Source organism: Rhodococcoides fascians A44A (assembly GCF_000760735.1).
Taxonomy (GTDB): Bacteria; Actinomycetota; Actinomycetes; order Mycobacteriales; family Mycobacteriaceae; genus Rhodococcoides; species Rhodococcoides fascians_E.
Map to the genome: position 1 here is coordinate 1,766,796 of NZ_JMEX01000008.1, position 14,637 is coordinate 1,781,432.

The 14,637-nt window shown below is 64.9% G+C and carries 14 protein-coding genes and 2 pseudogenes; 6 read left to right on the forward strand and 10 right to left on the reverse strand.

Annotation, left to right across the window (positions count from 1 at the left end; genetic code table 11):
* The 3 genes and pseudogenes from BH95_RS20625 to BH95_RS29265 form a co-directional block, all read right to left on the reverse strand.
* Nucleotides 1–1,983 (reverse strand): annotated as a pseudogene (locus tag BH95_RS20625) (PhoX family protein); the annotation flags it as partial.
* A gap of 93 nt (nucleotides 1,984–2,076) precedes the next feature.
* Nucleotides 2,077–2,805: an amino acid ABC transporter ATP-binding protein gene (locus tag BH95_RS20630; protein WP_037183875.1), complete on the reverse strand. Its 729-nt coding sequence runs from the start codon at nucleotides 2,803–2,805 to the stop codon at nucleotides 2,077–2,079.
* 2 nt (nucleotides 2,806–2,807) lie between these two features.
* Nucleotides 2,808–4,511 (reverse strand): annotated as a pseudogene (locus BH95_RS29265) (ABC transporter substrate-binding protein/permease).
* Between the two features lie 170 nt (nucleotides 4,512–4,681).
* Between BH95_RS29265 and BH95_RS20645 the strand changes: the two are divergent.
* Nucleotides 4,682–5,314, forward strand: a complete 633-nt coding sequence (locus tag BH95_RS20645) for a hypothetical protein (protein ID WP_020110465.1) — start codon at nucleotides 4,682–4,684, stop codon at nucleotides 5,312–5,314.
* A 20-nt stretch (nucleotides 5,315–5,334) separates the two neighbouring features.
* A complete protein-coding gene (locus tag BH95_RS20650) occupies nucleotides 5,335–7,221 on the forward strand; it encodes a S9 family peptidase (protein ID WP_244165069.1) in 1,887 nt (628 codons plus the stop codon).
* Here the strand turns inward: BH95_RS20650 and BH95_RS20655 are convergent.
* The 4 genes from BH95_RS20655 to BH95_RS20670 form a co-directional block, all read right to left on the reverse strand.
* Nucleotides 7,201–7,809 (reverse strand): class I SAM-dependent methyltransferase, encoded by a 609-nt coding sequence (locus BH95_RS20655; RefSeq protein WP_080738069.1) that lies wholly within the window; start codon nucleotides 7,807–7,809, stop codon nucleotides 7,201–7,203. The two genes, BH95_RS20650 and BH95_RS20655, sit on opposite strands and share 21 nt — an antisense overlap.
* Before the next feature lie 169 nt (nucleotides 7,810–7,978).
* Nucleotides 7,979–8,749, reverse strand: a complete 771-nt coding sequence (locus BH95_RS20660) for an LLM class F420-dependent oxidoreductase (protein WP_019665117.1) — start codon at nucleotides 8,747–8,749, stop codon at nucleotides 7,979–7,981.
* Between the two features lie 17 nt (nucleotides 8,750–8,766).
* Nucleotides 8,767–9,285, reverse strand: coding sequence for a TIGR04338 family metallohydrolase (locus BH95_RS20665; RefSeq protein WP_019665118.1), 519 nt, complete (start codon nucleotides 9,283–9,285; stop codon nucleotides 8,767–8,769).
* A gap of 40 nt (nucleotides 9,286–9,325) precedes the next feature.
* Nucleotides 9,326–9,661, reverse strand: a complete 336-nt coding sequence (locus tag BH95_RS20670) for a TfoX/Sxy family protein (RefSeq protein ID WP_037183878.1) — start codon at nucleotides 9,659–9,661, stop codon at nucleotides 9,326–9,328.
* Between the two features lie 82 nt (nucleotides 9,662–9,743).
* Between BH95_RS20670 and BH95_RS20675 the strand changes: the two genes are divergently transcribed.
* Both BH95_RS20675 and BH95_RS20680 read left to right on the forward strand, forming a co-directional pair.
* A complete protein-coding gene (locus BH95_RS20675) occupies nucleotides 9,744–10,148 on the forward strand; it encodes a hypothetical protein (protein WP_230594127.1) in 405 nt (134 codons plus the stop codon).
* A gap of 1 nt (nucleotide 10,149) precedes the next feature.
* On the forward strand, nucleotides 10,150–10,341 hold the full coding sequence (locus BH95_RS20680; protein WP_033189486.1) for a helix-turn-helix transcriptional regulator: 192 nt from the start codon (nucleotides 10,150–10,152) through the stop codon (nucleotides 10,339–10,341).
* Nucleotides 10,342–10,349: 8 nt separating this feature from the next.
* Here the strand turns inward: BH95_RS20680 and BH95_RS20685 are convergent, their stop codons facing one another.
* Nucleotides 10,350–10,658, reverse strand: a complete 309-nt coding sequence (locus BH95_RS20685) for a nuclear transport factor 2 family protein (protein ID WP_033189577.1) — start codon at nucleotides 10,656–10,658, stop codon at nucleotides 10,350–10,352.
* Between the two features lie 57 nt (nucleotides 10,659–10,715).
* On the opposite strand from BH95_RS20685, the gene BH95_RS20690 reads away from it, so the two are divergent.
* Both BH95_RS20690 and BH95_RS20695 read left to right on the forward strand, forming a co-directional pair.
* On the forward strand, nucleotides 10,716–11,510 hold the full coding sequence (locus tag BH95_RS20690) for a MerR family transcriptional regulator (protein WP_037183880.1): 795 nt from the start codon (nucleotides 10,716–10,718) through the stop codon (nucleotides 11,508–11,510).
* A 95-nt stretch (nucleotides 11,511–11,605) separates the two neighbouring features.
* Nucleotides 11,606–12,682, forward strand: coding sequence for an ABC transporter ATP-binding protein (locus BH95_RS20695; RefSeq protein ID WP_026347797.1), 1,077 nt, complete (start codon nucleotides 11,606–11,608; stop codon nucleotides 12,680–12,682).
* Nucleotides 12,683–12,688: 6 nt separating this feature from the next.
* Here BH95_RS20695 and BH95_RS20700 read toward each other — a convergent pair whose 3' ends face one another.
* Nucleotides 12,689–13,672 carry a hypothetical protein gene (locus BH95_RS20700; RefSeq protein WP_020110453.1) on the reverse strand — a complete coding sequence of 328 codons (984 nt, stop codon included), beginning with the start codon at nucleotides 13,670–13,672 and terminating at the stop codon, nucleotides 12,689–12,691.
* On the reverse strand, nucleotides 13,669–14,637 hold a 969-nt coding region (locus BH95_RS20705; protein WP_244165070.1), incomplete at its 5' end, for a sensor histidine kinase. The genes BH95_RS20700 and BH95_RS20705, both read right to left, overlap by 4 nt.

The following is a 14,637-nucleotide window of genomic DNA, read 5'->3' on the forward strand; positions in this document are numbered from 1 at the left end:
AGTGCGACATGGGGTTGTCAGCAGACGCCTCGTCGAACTCACCCGGGTGCTGCACGGCGACGACGACGCGCTCGTCCTGGATGATCGGACCACAGGTCTCACCGCCCGCGGGGACCGTCAGGAACTGCCGGGTCTCGCCGCGGCGATCGCCGTCGAGGACCACCGCGAACAGGCCGTCGTTGGATTCGAGAGCGTTGCCGTCCGTCGAGACCCACAGGTTGCCCTTGGAGTCGAACGCGAGGTTGTCCGGGCAGGAGATCGGGCTGACCTGGCTCTTGTCGAAACCGCCGAAGTAGGTGTCCGCCTCGTTCGGGTCTCCCGCGACGATGAGCAGATTCCACACGAAGGTGGTGCCTGCGTGGTCGTCTTCCAGTTCGAGGACCTGACCGTTCTTGTTCTTGTTGCGCGGGTTCGCTTCGTCGGCAGCGGCTTTGCCCTCGGTGCCGCGGTTGGTGTTGTTGGTCAGCGCCACGTACACCTTGCCGGTGACCGGGTTGGGCTCGAAGTCCTCCGGGCGGTCCATCTTCGTGGCCCCGACCTTGTCGCCTGCCTGGCGGGTGAAGATCGCGACCTCCTCGGCGGACATGCCGTCGACGAGGGACTCTCCTCGTCCGTCCTCACCGGTGCGAAGCAGCGGAATCCACTCACCCTTGCCGGCGAACTTGCCCGACGGCGGAAGGGTTCCGCTGCCGTCGATGGCGTCGGGTGCATCGCCCGTGAGCACGGCGACGTACAGCGTGCCCGCGTCGAGGATGGTTCGATTGTGCCTCATGGCGGCCTGCCCGTTGCCGGACATCATCTTTCGACTGGACACGAACTTGTACATGTAGTCGAATCGCTCGTCGTCACCGCTGTAGGCGACGACCGTGCCGTCGTCGGTGACGTAGATCGTCGCGGCCTCGTGCTTGAAACGGCCCAGAGCGGTGTGCTTGATCGGAGTGGAGTTCGGATCCCACGGATCGACCTCGACGACGTAGCCGAATCGGTTGACCTCGTTGGGTTCCTGCGCGATGTCGAATCGCTTGTCGAAGCGCTCCCACTTGCGATCGCTCGCGGCTCCTTCGATGCCGTAGCGCGCGAGACGCTCGGCGACGACGGGATCGGTGACCGACTCCGCGTTGCCGAAGTACTGGTTGATGTTCTCTTCACCCGAGAGCACCGTCCCCCACGGCGTCAGGCCACCGGAACAGTTGTTGAACGTGCCGAACGCCTTGGTTCCGGTCGGGTCGACGGAGGTCTTGAGGAAATCGCTGCCCGCGGCGGGGCCGGTGATGACGAATTCGGTGGTACCGGTGATACGACGGTTGTACTGGCTGAACGCCGGAGTCAGCTTGCCCGAACCGGACTCACCGTTCACCTGCAGGACCGAAAGGCCATGTGCGGCAAGCGCGATGTCGAACTGCTCGCGCGTCGGGTTCTCCTCGTCGTATCCCTTGAACAGAAACGGCTCGGTGGTGTACTCGTGGTTGACCACCAGCAAGTACGCGTTCGGGGTTCCCTCGATGGGTAGCAGACCCGCGAAGTCGTTGTTGAAACCGAACTGCATGGCCTGTGCGGCTGCGGTCTGGTTGTCGAAGTCGAACTCCGGCGCACCCTCGAGCACTGGGTCGCCCCACCGAATGATGATGCCCTGCTCGTACCCCTCGGGGACGACGACGGCGTCTTCGGTGTTGGGCGCGACAGCGGTGAAGTCGACGCCGTCGACGGGCGGGGTGTCCGTCGCCCGGCAGAACCGGTAGCTGCAGGCTCGTCCGTGCTGCAGGCAGCGAGAACACCACCGGCACCGACCGCGACGACGGCCATCGCGCCGCCGCGCAGCACTCCACGCCTCGACATCGCCGTCTTGACGATGTCGCCGAAGTACTGGCCCTTCGACGTGTTCGGGACCTCGTGGAAGCACGCGTCTCCGCACTTGTACTTGCACGTCAGGTTCGATCGCGAGGAACTGCCGTCATGAACCGAGAGAATTGGGAGAAGCTTCATGAACGGGGAGAGTGTCAGTCAAAAGCGAAGGTAAAGGAACGTGATGGTGAAGTCACGACCAACGAGCCTTACCTAACTTCCATTCGCATAGGGCTACAGAACCTGGGACAGGAACTGCTTGAGACGATCGGTGTGCGGATCGTCGAACAGCTGATCAGGAGTTCCGGTTTCGACGGCACTGCCGTGGTCCATGAACAGAACCTTGTTGGACACCGAACGGGCGAAGCCCATCTCGTGCGTCACGACGACCATGGTCATGCCGCCGGAAGCGAGGTCGGACATCAGGGCGAGGACGCCCTTGACCAGCTCCGGGTCCAATGCGGAGGTCGCCTCGTCGAAGAACATGACCTCCGGCTTCATGGCCAGAGCTCGGGCGATCGCCACACGCTGCTGCTGGCCTCCGGAAAGGTTGCCGGGGCGCGAATCGGCCTTCGCGGACAGTCCGACGAGCTCGAGCTGTTCGAGCGCCGCGGCCCGTGCCGCGTCCTTCGACAGGCCTTTCAGCTTGCGGGGCGCGAGTGCGATGTTCTCGGCAACGGTCTTGTGCGGGAACAGGTTGAAGTGCTGGAAGACCATGCCGATCCGTTGACGGAGATCGTCCGGATTGTCCTTCAGTACCGACTTGCCGGCGAGCAGGATGTCGCCCTGGTCCGGCTCGTGCAGACGGTTGAGTGCACGCAGCAGCGTGGACTTTCCGGAACCGGACGGGCCGATGACCGTCGTGGTCTTGCCTGCGTCGACATGGATGTTGACTCCGCGCAGCACCTTGTTGGTACCGAACGCGAGGTGAATATCGGTGCCGGTCAATGAAACCGAAGACATGACTACCTCTCCACCGCGATGATCTTTTCCACCGGATCCAACGTTCCCGATGTGTCGGCCTTGCCCGATCGCAGCCGCTTGTCGATGAAGTTGACCAGGTGGGTCAGCGGAATCGTCAGGAACAGATAGAACACGCCTGCCGCGAGCAACGGTGACAGGTTGCCGGTCTGCGCGGCGGTGTCCTGACCGACTCGGAACAACTCACGTTGCGACGCGAGCAAGCCGAGGAAGTAGATCAGCGAACTGTCCTTGATCAGCGAGATGAACTGATTGACGATCGCGGGCAGGACGCGGCGGATGCCTTGGGGAACCACGACGAGCGTCATCGATTTCCGGTAGCTGAAGCCCAGAGCCCGTGACGCCTCGAGCTGACCGGAATCGACGCTCTGAATGCCGGAGCGGAAGATCTCGCCGAAGTACGCCGCCGCCATGAGCGACAGCGCCAGGATGCCGAGCGGAAACGGGCTGCGGCTGCCGGTGTACTCGGTCAGCGTCGGCCCGAATCCGAGGCCGATGAGAAGAATGACGACCGCCGCGGGCAAGCCACGGAAGATGTCCGTGTACACCCGCGCCGGCCACCGGAGCCAGCGGGTGCGGGAGATACCCGCCACCGCCAGCCCGAGCCCGATCACCGTACCGATGACCCCCGACGACGCCGCCAAGATGAGGGTGTTCGGCAATCCGACGGTGATCAGTTTGGGAACGGTGTCCCAGATGAGTTCCCAGTCGAAGAACGTGTCGTACAGATTCGACAGTGTGCTCATGTTCTAGTTCGCCGGAGGGGTGGATGCCTTGCTGCCCGGCTTCCAGTCCGCCGGAACCTCGCGGTCCGGGTACCACTCCTTCTCGAGGGTGCTCCAGGTACCGTCCGCCACCACAGCGTCGAGGCCTGAGTTCAGCGCGTCGATGAGAGGCTGGTTGTCCTTCGCGACAGCGAACGCCGTGAAGTTGGTGGTGTTGATCGTCTTCTCCAGGATGGCGACGCCGTCCTCGGCCTTCACCTGGCCCGAAGCCTGCTGCGACGGAGCGACCCACGCGTCGATCTGGCCGGACTTCACGTTCGCGTACGCAGTGTTGTAGTCCGGGAAGCGAACCGGCTCGATGCCGAGGGTGTTGGTGACGTAGTCGTCCTGAACCGTGCCCTGCACGACACCGATGCGCTGCTGGTCGTCCAGCTCGGCGATGGTCTTGACCGCGTAGTCGTTCTTCGCGACGAGCGCCATTTCACCGAAGTCGTAACCGTTGGTGAACCCGACGGTGTCGCGGCGGGCGTCCGTCGTCGAGATCGACGAGGATCCGGCGTCGTACACCTTGTTGTTGACCGCTGCGAGCAGCGAGGAGAACTCGGTGGCGGAGAACTCGACGGTCAGGTCGAGCTTCGCAGCAACGGCCTTCAGCAGCTCGTTGTCGAAGCCGGTGAAGTTGCCTGCCTCGTCGATGAAGATGTTCGGCGGGGCGTCGGACAGCGTGCCGACGTACAGCGTTCCCGGCTTGATGAGGCCGAGGTTCGCGGTGTCGATCTGATCGAGCGGTGTCACGTCCTCGGTGGTGTACTTGTCGAGGGACTGCTGGTCGGAACCGGCGAGTGCGTTCTCCCCTGTCCCGCCCGAGCTGTTGTCGCCCCCGCAGGCTGCCGCCCCGAGCGTGAGTGCGAGCGCCGCAGCGACAGCCGCGATGGCGCGGCCTCGTAAACGTCGACTGGTCAAGAGAGAACTCCTCGGTGCATGGTTTCGATGACCACTGAGGCTAACGTGCCTGAGCTGGTGATCGGTACCCGGATTGCGAACGTGTTAACCAACTCGCATCGTCGGCGTTGTATTCCGCCCGTCGCCATGACATTCGTCATCGTCGATCCGTGACGTTGTAACAAGAACCGGTGACCGCGCGCACTGCCCCGACGCGAGCAGGTCCGGAAGGCTTCGGAGTCATGAGGAAGTTGACGCCGTTGCGGCCGTGGCAGGTACTGAACAGGTACCTGTACGAGCTCGACCTCGCCGGGACTCGGTTCACGGTCGAGGTCGACATCGCCGACGGCGACACGGCTCAGCTCTACGCGGACGGGCGGCTCGTATCGACGCAGGACTTGCCCGCGTCGTTCGCTGTCGCCGACGGCCGAATCGACGTCGCCGCGTCGCTCTACGGCGTCACCCGGGTCCATTTCTCGAGACGCGACGGCGTCGGGCGCAGGCTCACGCCGGTGCGAGGGACGCTCGAAGACCGTCGCCGACGCCTGGGCGAGCGTCACCCGGTTGTCAGCAGGGTCATCGGGTGGGTGGCGATCGTTCTTCTGATCGTCAACTTGGTTCTGGCGGTTCCGTTCGCGCTGGAGATCGCGACCGGAATCCCGGCGGTGGCCGAACGCTTCGGAACGTTCGTCTCGCCGATTCAATTGCCGGTGTGGGCGAACACGGTCTTGTTGTTCGCCGGGATCGTCGCCGCGATGGAACGCGCATTGACGCTGCGGCACAACAAGATTCTCGACATGGAAACGATATGGACATCGATGTGAACGAAGGAAACGGAGAAGACATGACTGCACCCGACCTGATCTCGATCGAGGATTTCTTCGGCGCGCCCGAGCGCACCGGGGCGTCGATCTCCCCCGACGGCAGCAGGATCGCCTACCTCGCGCCGTGGCGCAACCGTTTGAACGTGTGGATCCAAGACCTCGAGGACGGCTCCGAAGCGCGCTGTGTCACCGCCGACGATGTCCGAAGTGTGCTCGACTATCGGTGGACGGATGATCCTCGCTGGCTTCTGTACCTTCAGGATTCCGGTGGAGACGAGAACCACCACGTCTTTCGCGTCGACCTGCACGACCCGGAGGCCGACGCCGTCGACCTGACCCCGTTCCCCGGATCGCGGGTGTACTCGTTGGAACAGTCCCGCGACAATGACGGCGTGTTCACCCTCGCCATGAACGCGCGGAGCCTCGCCGAGTTCGATCTGTACGAATTGGTGATCGCCACAGGAGAATTGACGGTCATCGGCGAGAGCCCGGGACCGGGGACGGGCTGGAGTGCAGGCGTCGGAGGCGACCTCCTGCTGTCCGAGTTCACCGATCAGGGCCACATGAAGATTTCCCGTCGCCGCGCGGGATCCGACGATGTCACCCACGTGACGACCTTCGACGGGTCCGATTATCCGTACGGCGTGACGCTGACGCACCCGACAGCCGACGGCACGGGAGTGTTGATCGACTCCGTGACGAACAGTGATCTGACGGTGCTCGCGCGCATCGACCTGGAGACGGGCGAGGAGACCGTCGTCGACAGTCATCCGAGCATGGAGCTGGATGCGTCTCGGCGTGCTGTCGAACAGAGTGGCTCGCCGCTGATCTTCAGCAGGTCGACGGGTGAGCTCATCGGCGTGCGGTACCTCGGCGAGCGCCAGGTGATTCACGCTGTGGATGCGGACTTCGCCGAGGTCCTGAAGAACGTGGAGGCATTGTCCGACGGTGACGTGGGAGCCCTGTCCTCCGATGATTCCGGCAAGAAATGGGTGGTCGGTTTCACCCACGACCGTGACCCCAACGTCACGTATTTCTACGACCACGAGACGGGTGAGAGCCGGATGCTGTTCCGGCCGTATCCGCACCTCGACCCGCGTGACATGGCGGTCATGACACCGGTGACGATCGAGGCCCGCGACGGACTGCCTCTGCCGTCGTACCTCACGCTTCCCGTGGGTGTCGAACCGGCCAACTTGCCGATGGTCGTTCTCGTGCACGGTGGACCGTGGTACCGAGACGCGTGGAGGTACACGCCGGGTGTGCAGTTTCTCGCCAATCGCGGATATGCCGTGCTGCAGGTCAACTTTCGCGGATCGACGGGATACGGCAAGGCCCACACTCAGGCCGCGATCGGTGAATTCGCGGGCAAGATGCACACCGATCTCGTCGACGGCGTGGAATGGGCTGTGGCCCAGGGTTACGCCGATCGTGACCGCGTCGCCATCATGGGCGGGTCCTACGGCGGGTACGCGGCCCTCGTGGGCGCCACGTTCACGCCGGAGGTGTTCGCGTCATCGATCGACTACGTCGGGGTCTCCGACCTCGCCAACTTCATGCGTACACAACCGGCGTTCGCACGGCCGGGCCTGGTCAACAACTGGTACCGGTACGTCGGCGACCCCGCGATCCCGGAGCAGGAAGCGGACATGCTTGCTCGGTCACCGATTTCTCGGCTCGACGACGTCACCCGCCCGCTCATGATCGCCCAGGGCGCCAACGACGCCCGCGTGGTCAAGGCCGAATCGGACAACGTCGTCGAGCGGCTTCGAGCGAGGGGCGTCGAGGTCGACTACCTGGTCTTCGACGACGAAGGGCACGGCTTCGTCAATCCGGAGAACAACATCACGTTCTACCGTGCGGTCGAGAAGTTCCTCGCCGAACACCTAGGCGGGCGGGCGAAGTAGCCGACGGGCCCGGAGAACGGTGTCGTGGGTGTGATGCGCCCCCGCGGGCGGCGCAGTCGATCGAGGTCGCGTCTCGTCGACCTCGATCGTCCACGACTCGTCCAGGAGCTCAGCGATGCCGTGTGGTTCGAAGAAGTCCGACGGCTTGATCCCGTTCCACTCCTGGTCGGCACCCACGTCGTGATTCACGACGAGGAGAGTCCCGCCCGGCGCGACGGCGTCGGCGATCGCGCGAGCCGCGGCGGGATTCGCCTTGGGGATCGCGAAGTAATGCAGTGTCACCAGGTCGAACGCCGCGGCCGCCGGTGCCTCGGCCACGTAGTCCGCGTGGACGAAGGTGATGTCCCCGGTGCCCTCCGCGCGCACGGCGGCGCGAGCGAGAGCAACGGAGGAGATGTCCGACGCCGTGACGGTCCATCCTTTCGACGCCAGCCATCTCGCATCGTCGCCCTGCCCGCAGCCGATGTCCAGCGCACGCCCGGGCTTCAGATCCGCGACCTGCTGCACGAGAACCGGATTGGGATTGCCGCTCCAACCTGAGCCGCTGCCCGAGTGCATGTCGTCCCAGAACTTCTCGTCCATGATCATCGGCCGATCACCTCGAATCCGTGACGAGCACTGCCGAGCACGATCTCGCAGACCTCCGCCTCGGAACTTGCCGAGAACACATCCATTTCCGTCATGAGACCAACATGCCCCACCTGCGGGCGTTCGGCAATTAGCTTTGCCGAAATGGCAAAATTGTCGATGAAGGGCTCTAGCCGTCGTTCGCGGCATTCCGCCAGGCGATGGCCTCTTTCAGCTCGGTCAGGTCGTAGTCGGGACCACTGGTTCCGACGGTGAACAACGTGGCCCCGGCGTCGACGAAGCCCTGAGCCTTGTCCGCGCCCGGCCAGGCGACGGACCTGGCGATCGAGCTGACGTCGCGCCCGACGGTGTCGCCGTGATCGGCGAGGATCCCGGACTTGCGCTTCAACTCGTCGAGATCGGCGAAGCTGTGCCAGATGTGGGCGTACTGGGCGACGAGCTTGAGGGTCTTCTTCTCGCCGCCGCCGCCGATGAGGATGGGGATGTCGCGCTTCGGCGCCGGGTTGCCGACCTTCAAACGATCGACGATGCGCGGCAGGTACTCGGCGAGGAGCTTCAGGCGTGAGCCCGGTGTGCCGAACTCGTAACCGAAGTTGTCGTAGTCCTTCTGATTCCATCCGGCGCCGATGCCGAGGATCAGCCGACCTCCACTGATGTGGTCGACGGTGCGAGCCATGTCGGCGAGCAGGTCCGGGTTGCGGTAGCCGCCGCCGGTGACGAGGGCGCCGATCTCCACGTTCGATGTCTGCTCGGCCCACGCGCCGAGCATGGTCCAGCACTCGAAATGTTCGCCGTCGAGGTCGCCGTACAGCGGATAGAAGTGGTCCCAGTTGAAGACGATGTCGACGCCTGCGTCCTCGGAACGGAGAACCGCGTCGCGGATGAGCTGGTAGTCGGGAGCGTGCTGGGGCTGAAGCTGAACGCCGATTTTCACAGTCATGACCTCCAGTATGCGCGCTATCCGATGGTGACGCCGCAGTCCAGCATCGTCGCGCGCAGCACGAACCCGGCTTCCTGGCCGATGATCTCGCCGACCAAAGTGATGAACAGATCCACGAATTCTGCACCGTGCGAGGAGTTCTCGGCGCGATCGAAGTGATGCGCCAGCTCGTGCAGGACCACCAGTTCACGCAGCGCCCACGCCTCGTTCCGGCGGTGAAGCGGAACGGCGATGGTCTGAGTGTCTGGTTCGTAGTGCGACGCCCCGGTGCCGGACCGCTCACGAACATGTACGACGCCGTCCGCATGCGGCCACCGGGCCTGCACCCAGTTCATCGCCAGAACCGCATCGACATACCTCTGCACGGACTCGATCGACGCGAACTTCCGCTCCACCGGCAGCGTGATGGTGGAGCCGTGGATCTCCACGGACCGCACAGTGTGTTCCTCGGCGCGATCGAACATGCGCCGGACCATCGTCTCCGCCTCGTACACCTTGGAACGCTGCGAGTCCCTCGTCTTCACCGGCGCGATCATAATGCCGCCCACCGACCGTTCACGCCCGGTTCCGGAGGATTCACCTCTGCGGGCGGGTGCGCTCGTTGTACTCCAGGGCAACGCCGATCCAGTAGTCCAGACTGTCACCGGCCACACCGTCGGAGTCGACGGTGATCCAGCCGTTGCCCATGTCGCGATCTCCCATGACCGCGGCTCGTGCGCCCCGTCGAGAAATCAGTTCTTCCGTCTGCGCGGGATCGGTTTTGACGAGCAGTTCGCCGTCGAAGTGGGCACCGACGGCGATCTTGCCGCGGACCATGAACTGCAGTCCGCCGAACATTTTCTTCTCCACGACGGACGGCTCGTCGAGGAGTGCTTCGCGGATCCGATCCGCCAATTCCGCGTCGTACGCCATGGACGGATACTAGGACGCGGGAGGCGCCCCGTCGATGTATAGTCCGCTATACGTATAGCTTCCTATACATCGGAGGATGGACATGACCCGTCGTTGGTTCTACGCCGGATCGACCGGGCTTGCTGCAGCCCTGCTCGTCGCCGCAGCGGCCTGGCTCCTGTCCCCGGTCGCGCCGGGGCTGTCCGCGATAGTCTTCGGACTGTGTGCGCTCCCGGCGTGTGGCGCACTCGGATGGTTGTTCTGGGTGGCGCCTGTGACGATTCCGAAACGGGGACCGTCCGCGGGTGACGTCGAATCCACTTGGCTCAGTGCAGCATTGAGTGGAACAGCTACCGATCTGATCATCGTGATCGGCCTCGGCCTCGCGGCAGTGTCCATCGGTCGAATCGATGTCCCGGCAGCGACACTGTTGATCGGGCTGCTGCTCGTCGCCCTCGCATCGTGCACGACACGCTACGCGATCGAGCGCCGACGAACCCTCGCGTGAGATGAAGAACGACGTTCGACGACGACGACTCCAACTCGGCTGGTCCCAAGCAGATCTCGCCGACCGCATCGGCGTCACACGGCTCACCGTCATCTCGATCGAGAAGGAACGCTACGACCCGAGCCTGCCCGTCGCATTCCAGCTTGCCGCGGTCTTCCGATGCCGAATCGAGGACATCTTCGACCCGCAATGACGCCGGACCTACGGCCGAATGCGAAGAACTCGAATCTTCTCGGCGTCGTCCAGCTCGAGATGGAACCGCAAAGTGACGGGACTGCCCGGGAAATCACCTGCGATCTCCGCCTTCACGTCATGACCGTCACCGGACACCGACGGCGTCCCGGGACGATAGGTGACGTCGGGAACCTCGGTCCGCCACGCGCGAATCTCGTCGATGCCGTGGTGCTCCCGGCCCTCGTCCTCGACAACGGCGTCGGGACGGAACTGAGCAAAGTACGCCTCCAGATCGGAATCGGCGGCGAGTTCGAAATACCTGTCGATGAATGTCATGACGGACACGCTCCACCCTCCCCCACCGGGAGAGTCGACCCCAGGCAGGATGTGGGCATGAACGGCCTGCTCACCATCGGTGAGTTCTCCCGCATCACCCATCTGTCGGTGAAGACGCTTCGTCGCTATCACGAATCCGGCATGCTCGAACCCGCCGAGGTCGACGCCCACTCCGGTTATCGCTATTACACGACGGCGCAGGTGCCGACGGCTCAGATCATCCGCCGGTTTCGCAGTTTCGACATGCCGGAGCGCGAGGTGCGGGCGATCGTCACCACCCCGGACCCGACGCAGCGGGCCGGGCTGATTCTGGGGCATCTGGAACGGCTCGAACGTCAGGTGAAGGAAGCGGAGTCGTCGATCAGCGCGATGAAGAGACTCCTCCAACCGACCGGGGCTTCCGTGGAGGTCACGCGTCTCGTCACCGAAAAGGTCACGGTCGCGGCGATATCCGGCGAGGTGGACTCGTCGAACATGCTCGAGTGGTATTCCGACGCCATGGCCGAGCTCGCCGCAGTGGTCTCCCCCGTCGGCAGTCCTGGCGGGTTGTACGACAACGACCTGTTCACCGACGGCCGCGGAACGATGACGGTGTACCTGCCCACGACCGATGCACCCCGGCTGGGACGGGTGCAACCGCTGACGATCGGCGGAACGGAGCTGGCGACGACGGTGCACCACGGCAGCCACGACGACATCGATGTCACCTACGGTGCGCTCGGGGTGTACGTCGAATCGAACGGCCTCGCGATCGCCGGGCCGGTGCACGAGATCTATCACGTCGGACCACGCGACACTGCCGACCCGAGTCGATGGCGAACCGAGATCGGCTGGCCGGTTTTCGGAACGTAGCCGACGGGTGCGGTTACCATTCGTCGTCGGCACCCGTCGGCACCCAACACTCGGATCGTCCGGCACGTTCCTGCCGGTGGAGGGATCTGTTTTTCATGGCTTCGATCACGTTCGACCGTGCCACCAGGCTTTTTCCCGGCTCCGACACCCCCGCGGTGGATGCGTTGGACCTGGAGATCGCCGACGGCGAATTCCTCGTCCTCGTCGGCCCGTCGGGCTGCGGTAAGTCCACGTCGCTGCGCATGCTCGCCGGTCTGGAGGAGGTGAACAGCGGCCGCATCCTCATCGGCGGCAAGGATGTCACCCACGCCGAGCCCAAGGATCGCGACATCGCGATGGTGTTCCAGAACTACGCGCTGTACCCGCACATGTCCGTCGCCGAGAACATGGGCTTCGCCCTCAAGCTCGCGAAGGCGAGCAAGGACGAGATCCGCAACCGCGTCCTCGAGGCGGCCAAGCTTCTCGACCTGGAGGCGTACCTCGACCGCAAGCCCAAGGCGCTGTCCGGTGGTCAGCGTCAGCGAGTTGCCATGGGGCGGGCCATCGTTCGTCAACCACAGGTGTTCCTGATGGACGAACCGCTGTCCAACCTCGACGCCAAACTTCGGGTGCAGACGCGCACGCAGATCGCTCAACTGCAGCGCAGGCTCGCGACGACCACCGTCTACGTCACCCACGATCAGGTCGAGGCGATGACCATGGGCGACCGGGTGGCGGTGCTCAAAGGTGGTGTGTTGCAGCAGTGCGCATCACCCCGCGAGTTGTACCGCACGCCGACCAACGTCTTCGTCGCCGGATTCATGGGCTCGCCGTCGATGAACTTGTTCCGCGTACCCGTCACCGACGGTGGCGTGCGGATCGGTGACCAGATCATCCCGGTGTCGCGGGGCACGCTCGCCGGCTCGACCGGTAGCGAAGTGGTGTTCGGCATTCGCCCCGAGCACGTCGACATCGTGTCCGACGGGCTGAAGTTGGAGGTCGACGTCGTCGAAGAACTCGGTTCCGAGGCCTTCGTCTTCGGTCGGGCCGACATCAACGGCACCACCCAGACGATCGTCGCCCGCGCGGACTGGCGTGATCCCCCGCAGAAAGGTGACGTGGTCGGCATCCGATTCGACGAGGCGCATGCGCACGTGTTCGACGGCTCCGAGGCCGGGGTCCGGCTCAGCTGACCCCACTCACGTAGGGAGTTCCGTACGAACAACGTCGTCGCCGTCGGTCACCACGATCGTCGCCAGTGCCGTCCGCCCCGCCGGGTGGATGCGCACGGTGACGGTCCCTGCGTCCGCACCGTCCAAACTGCGCGCCACCGCGCGGCGTACCTCGTCGGCGACCCGACGAGGTTGGTCGGTCAGGCCACCGTCGTCGAGCAACTGCACGGTGACGCCCCGCTCGCGGGCGGCTCGCGCTGCGGCCACCACCACCGGCACGTCCAGTGCGCGGGCGCGAATGCTGTCCCGCAGGGTGGCTTCCACCAGCAGCGCCTCGGTGCGGGCGGCGTCGTCCAGTGGGTTGTCGGCGATGCGCCTCAGGACAGGGCGAACCAGGTCGTCGAGCCGGTGTAGTTGGTGCTCACGTTCCTGTTCGGCCGCGCTCACGGCGGCGCGCTCGGCGAACGTCGCAGCGCGTTCTCGGCGGAGCGAGTAGATCGACGCTGCTGCCGGCCGGACGGCGAAAGCGAAGAACGTCGCCATGATCATGACCCCGGCACCCGTGACGAAAGTCGATGCTGCACCGGCGAAGTCAGGGGCAGCGGTCCAGTACACCGCGAACGCGGCCAGTTGGCCTGCCCACGCCCAGCGAATCCTCCCCCGTACACAGAGGAACGCGCAGAGCGCCGCCCCTCCCCCGACCGTGGTGGTCACCGCCTGGGACTGAGTCGCCCCCGTGTCCACGACGCGGATCAGTGCAACGAACTGCGCGGCCGGCACCGCTGCGACGGTCACTGAGGCCCACTTCGGAAACGGATCGCCTGGAACGGCGACGAGGAGCGCAGCGCCGACCGCGAGAAGCGCTATCACCAGGCACTTCTCGGCGACACCGTCGCCGCCGGGGCCCAGAATCGCGACCGCAGCCGCAGTCACGACCGACGCGGTGACGGCGTAAGAGCCCCGTGACTGCATTCCGATGATCGTCGACGCGTCACCCCGCAGCGAGCTCATACCGCCGCCCACTCGACGATCACCGTCGTGCCCGCACCCGGCTCGCTGCGGATACGAGACCATCCGCCGTCGAGCTGCGCCATCCGGCCGACGATGCTGACGTCGATGCCGAGACGGCCGGACCCTGTTGTAGCGGTGTCGAATCCGACACCGTCGTCCTCGACGGTCACACGGACGAGGCCGGGACGTAGCTCGACGGCGATACGGCACTGCGCGGCGGGGCCCGCGTGCACGACGCTGTTGCGTACGGCCTCTGCCGAGGCGCCCACCACCGCGGACGCCACAGCTCCCGGGTATTGAGAGCGACCGTCGTCGACGGTTGCTCCGACGGCGACACCGTGGTCGGCTCCCAACGTGGACAGTTGCGCGAATATGCCGTCGGCCGACACCGTCGCGTCTCGGCTGGAATCGTCGACGACGCGGTCCAGCTCGGCCAAAGCAGACCTCGCGTCGGTCACGAGCCTGCCACCGGGATCGGCGCGATCCGTCGCCAGCAGAGTGCTCAGCACCTGGTCGTGGATCAGCGAATCGAACCGCGCTTTCTCGCGTTCGCGCGCCTGCGCGGCAGCGGCTATCGCAGCACTGCGATCGAGCGATTGCTTGGTGGAATCCAGTATCGATCCGCTCCGCAGCGCCATGATCACCGCGGCGGTCAACAGCGCCGACAACCCGAACGACCACACCGCGGCATAGACGATGTCTGACTGTGATGCGCGGTTGCCGAACAACCCGACCTGGTCGACGGTGGCGATGGTCGAGGTTGCGACGAACTGGACGGCGAACGCGATCCACGGCTTCCACGCGAGTGTCGCGCACAGACCAGCCATACCCGCGAACGCCGACATCCACGTGCCCCGTGCAGAACCGTGCAGCACATCCCCGTTCCACGCGAGGAACCACAGGCAGGCGGCGATCAGAATTCCGACGGCCGCCGAACCTGCCGCTGGACCGATACGGCGGGGGCG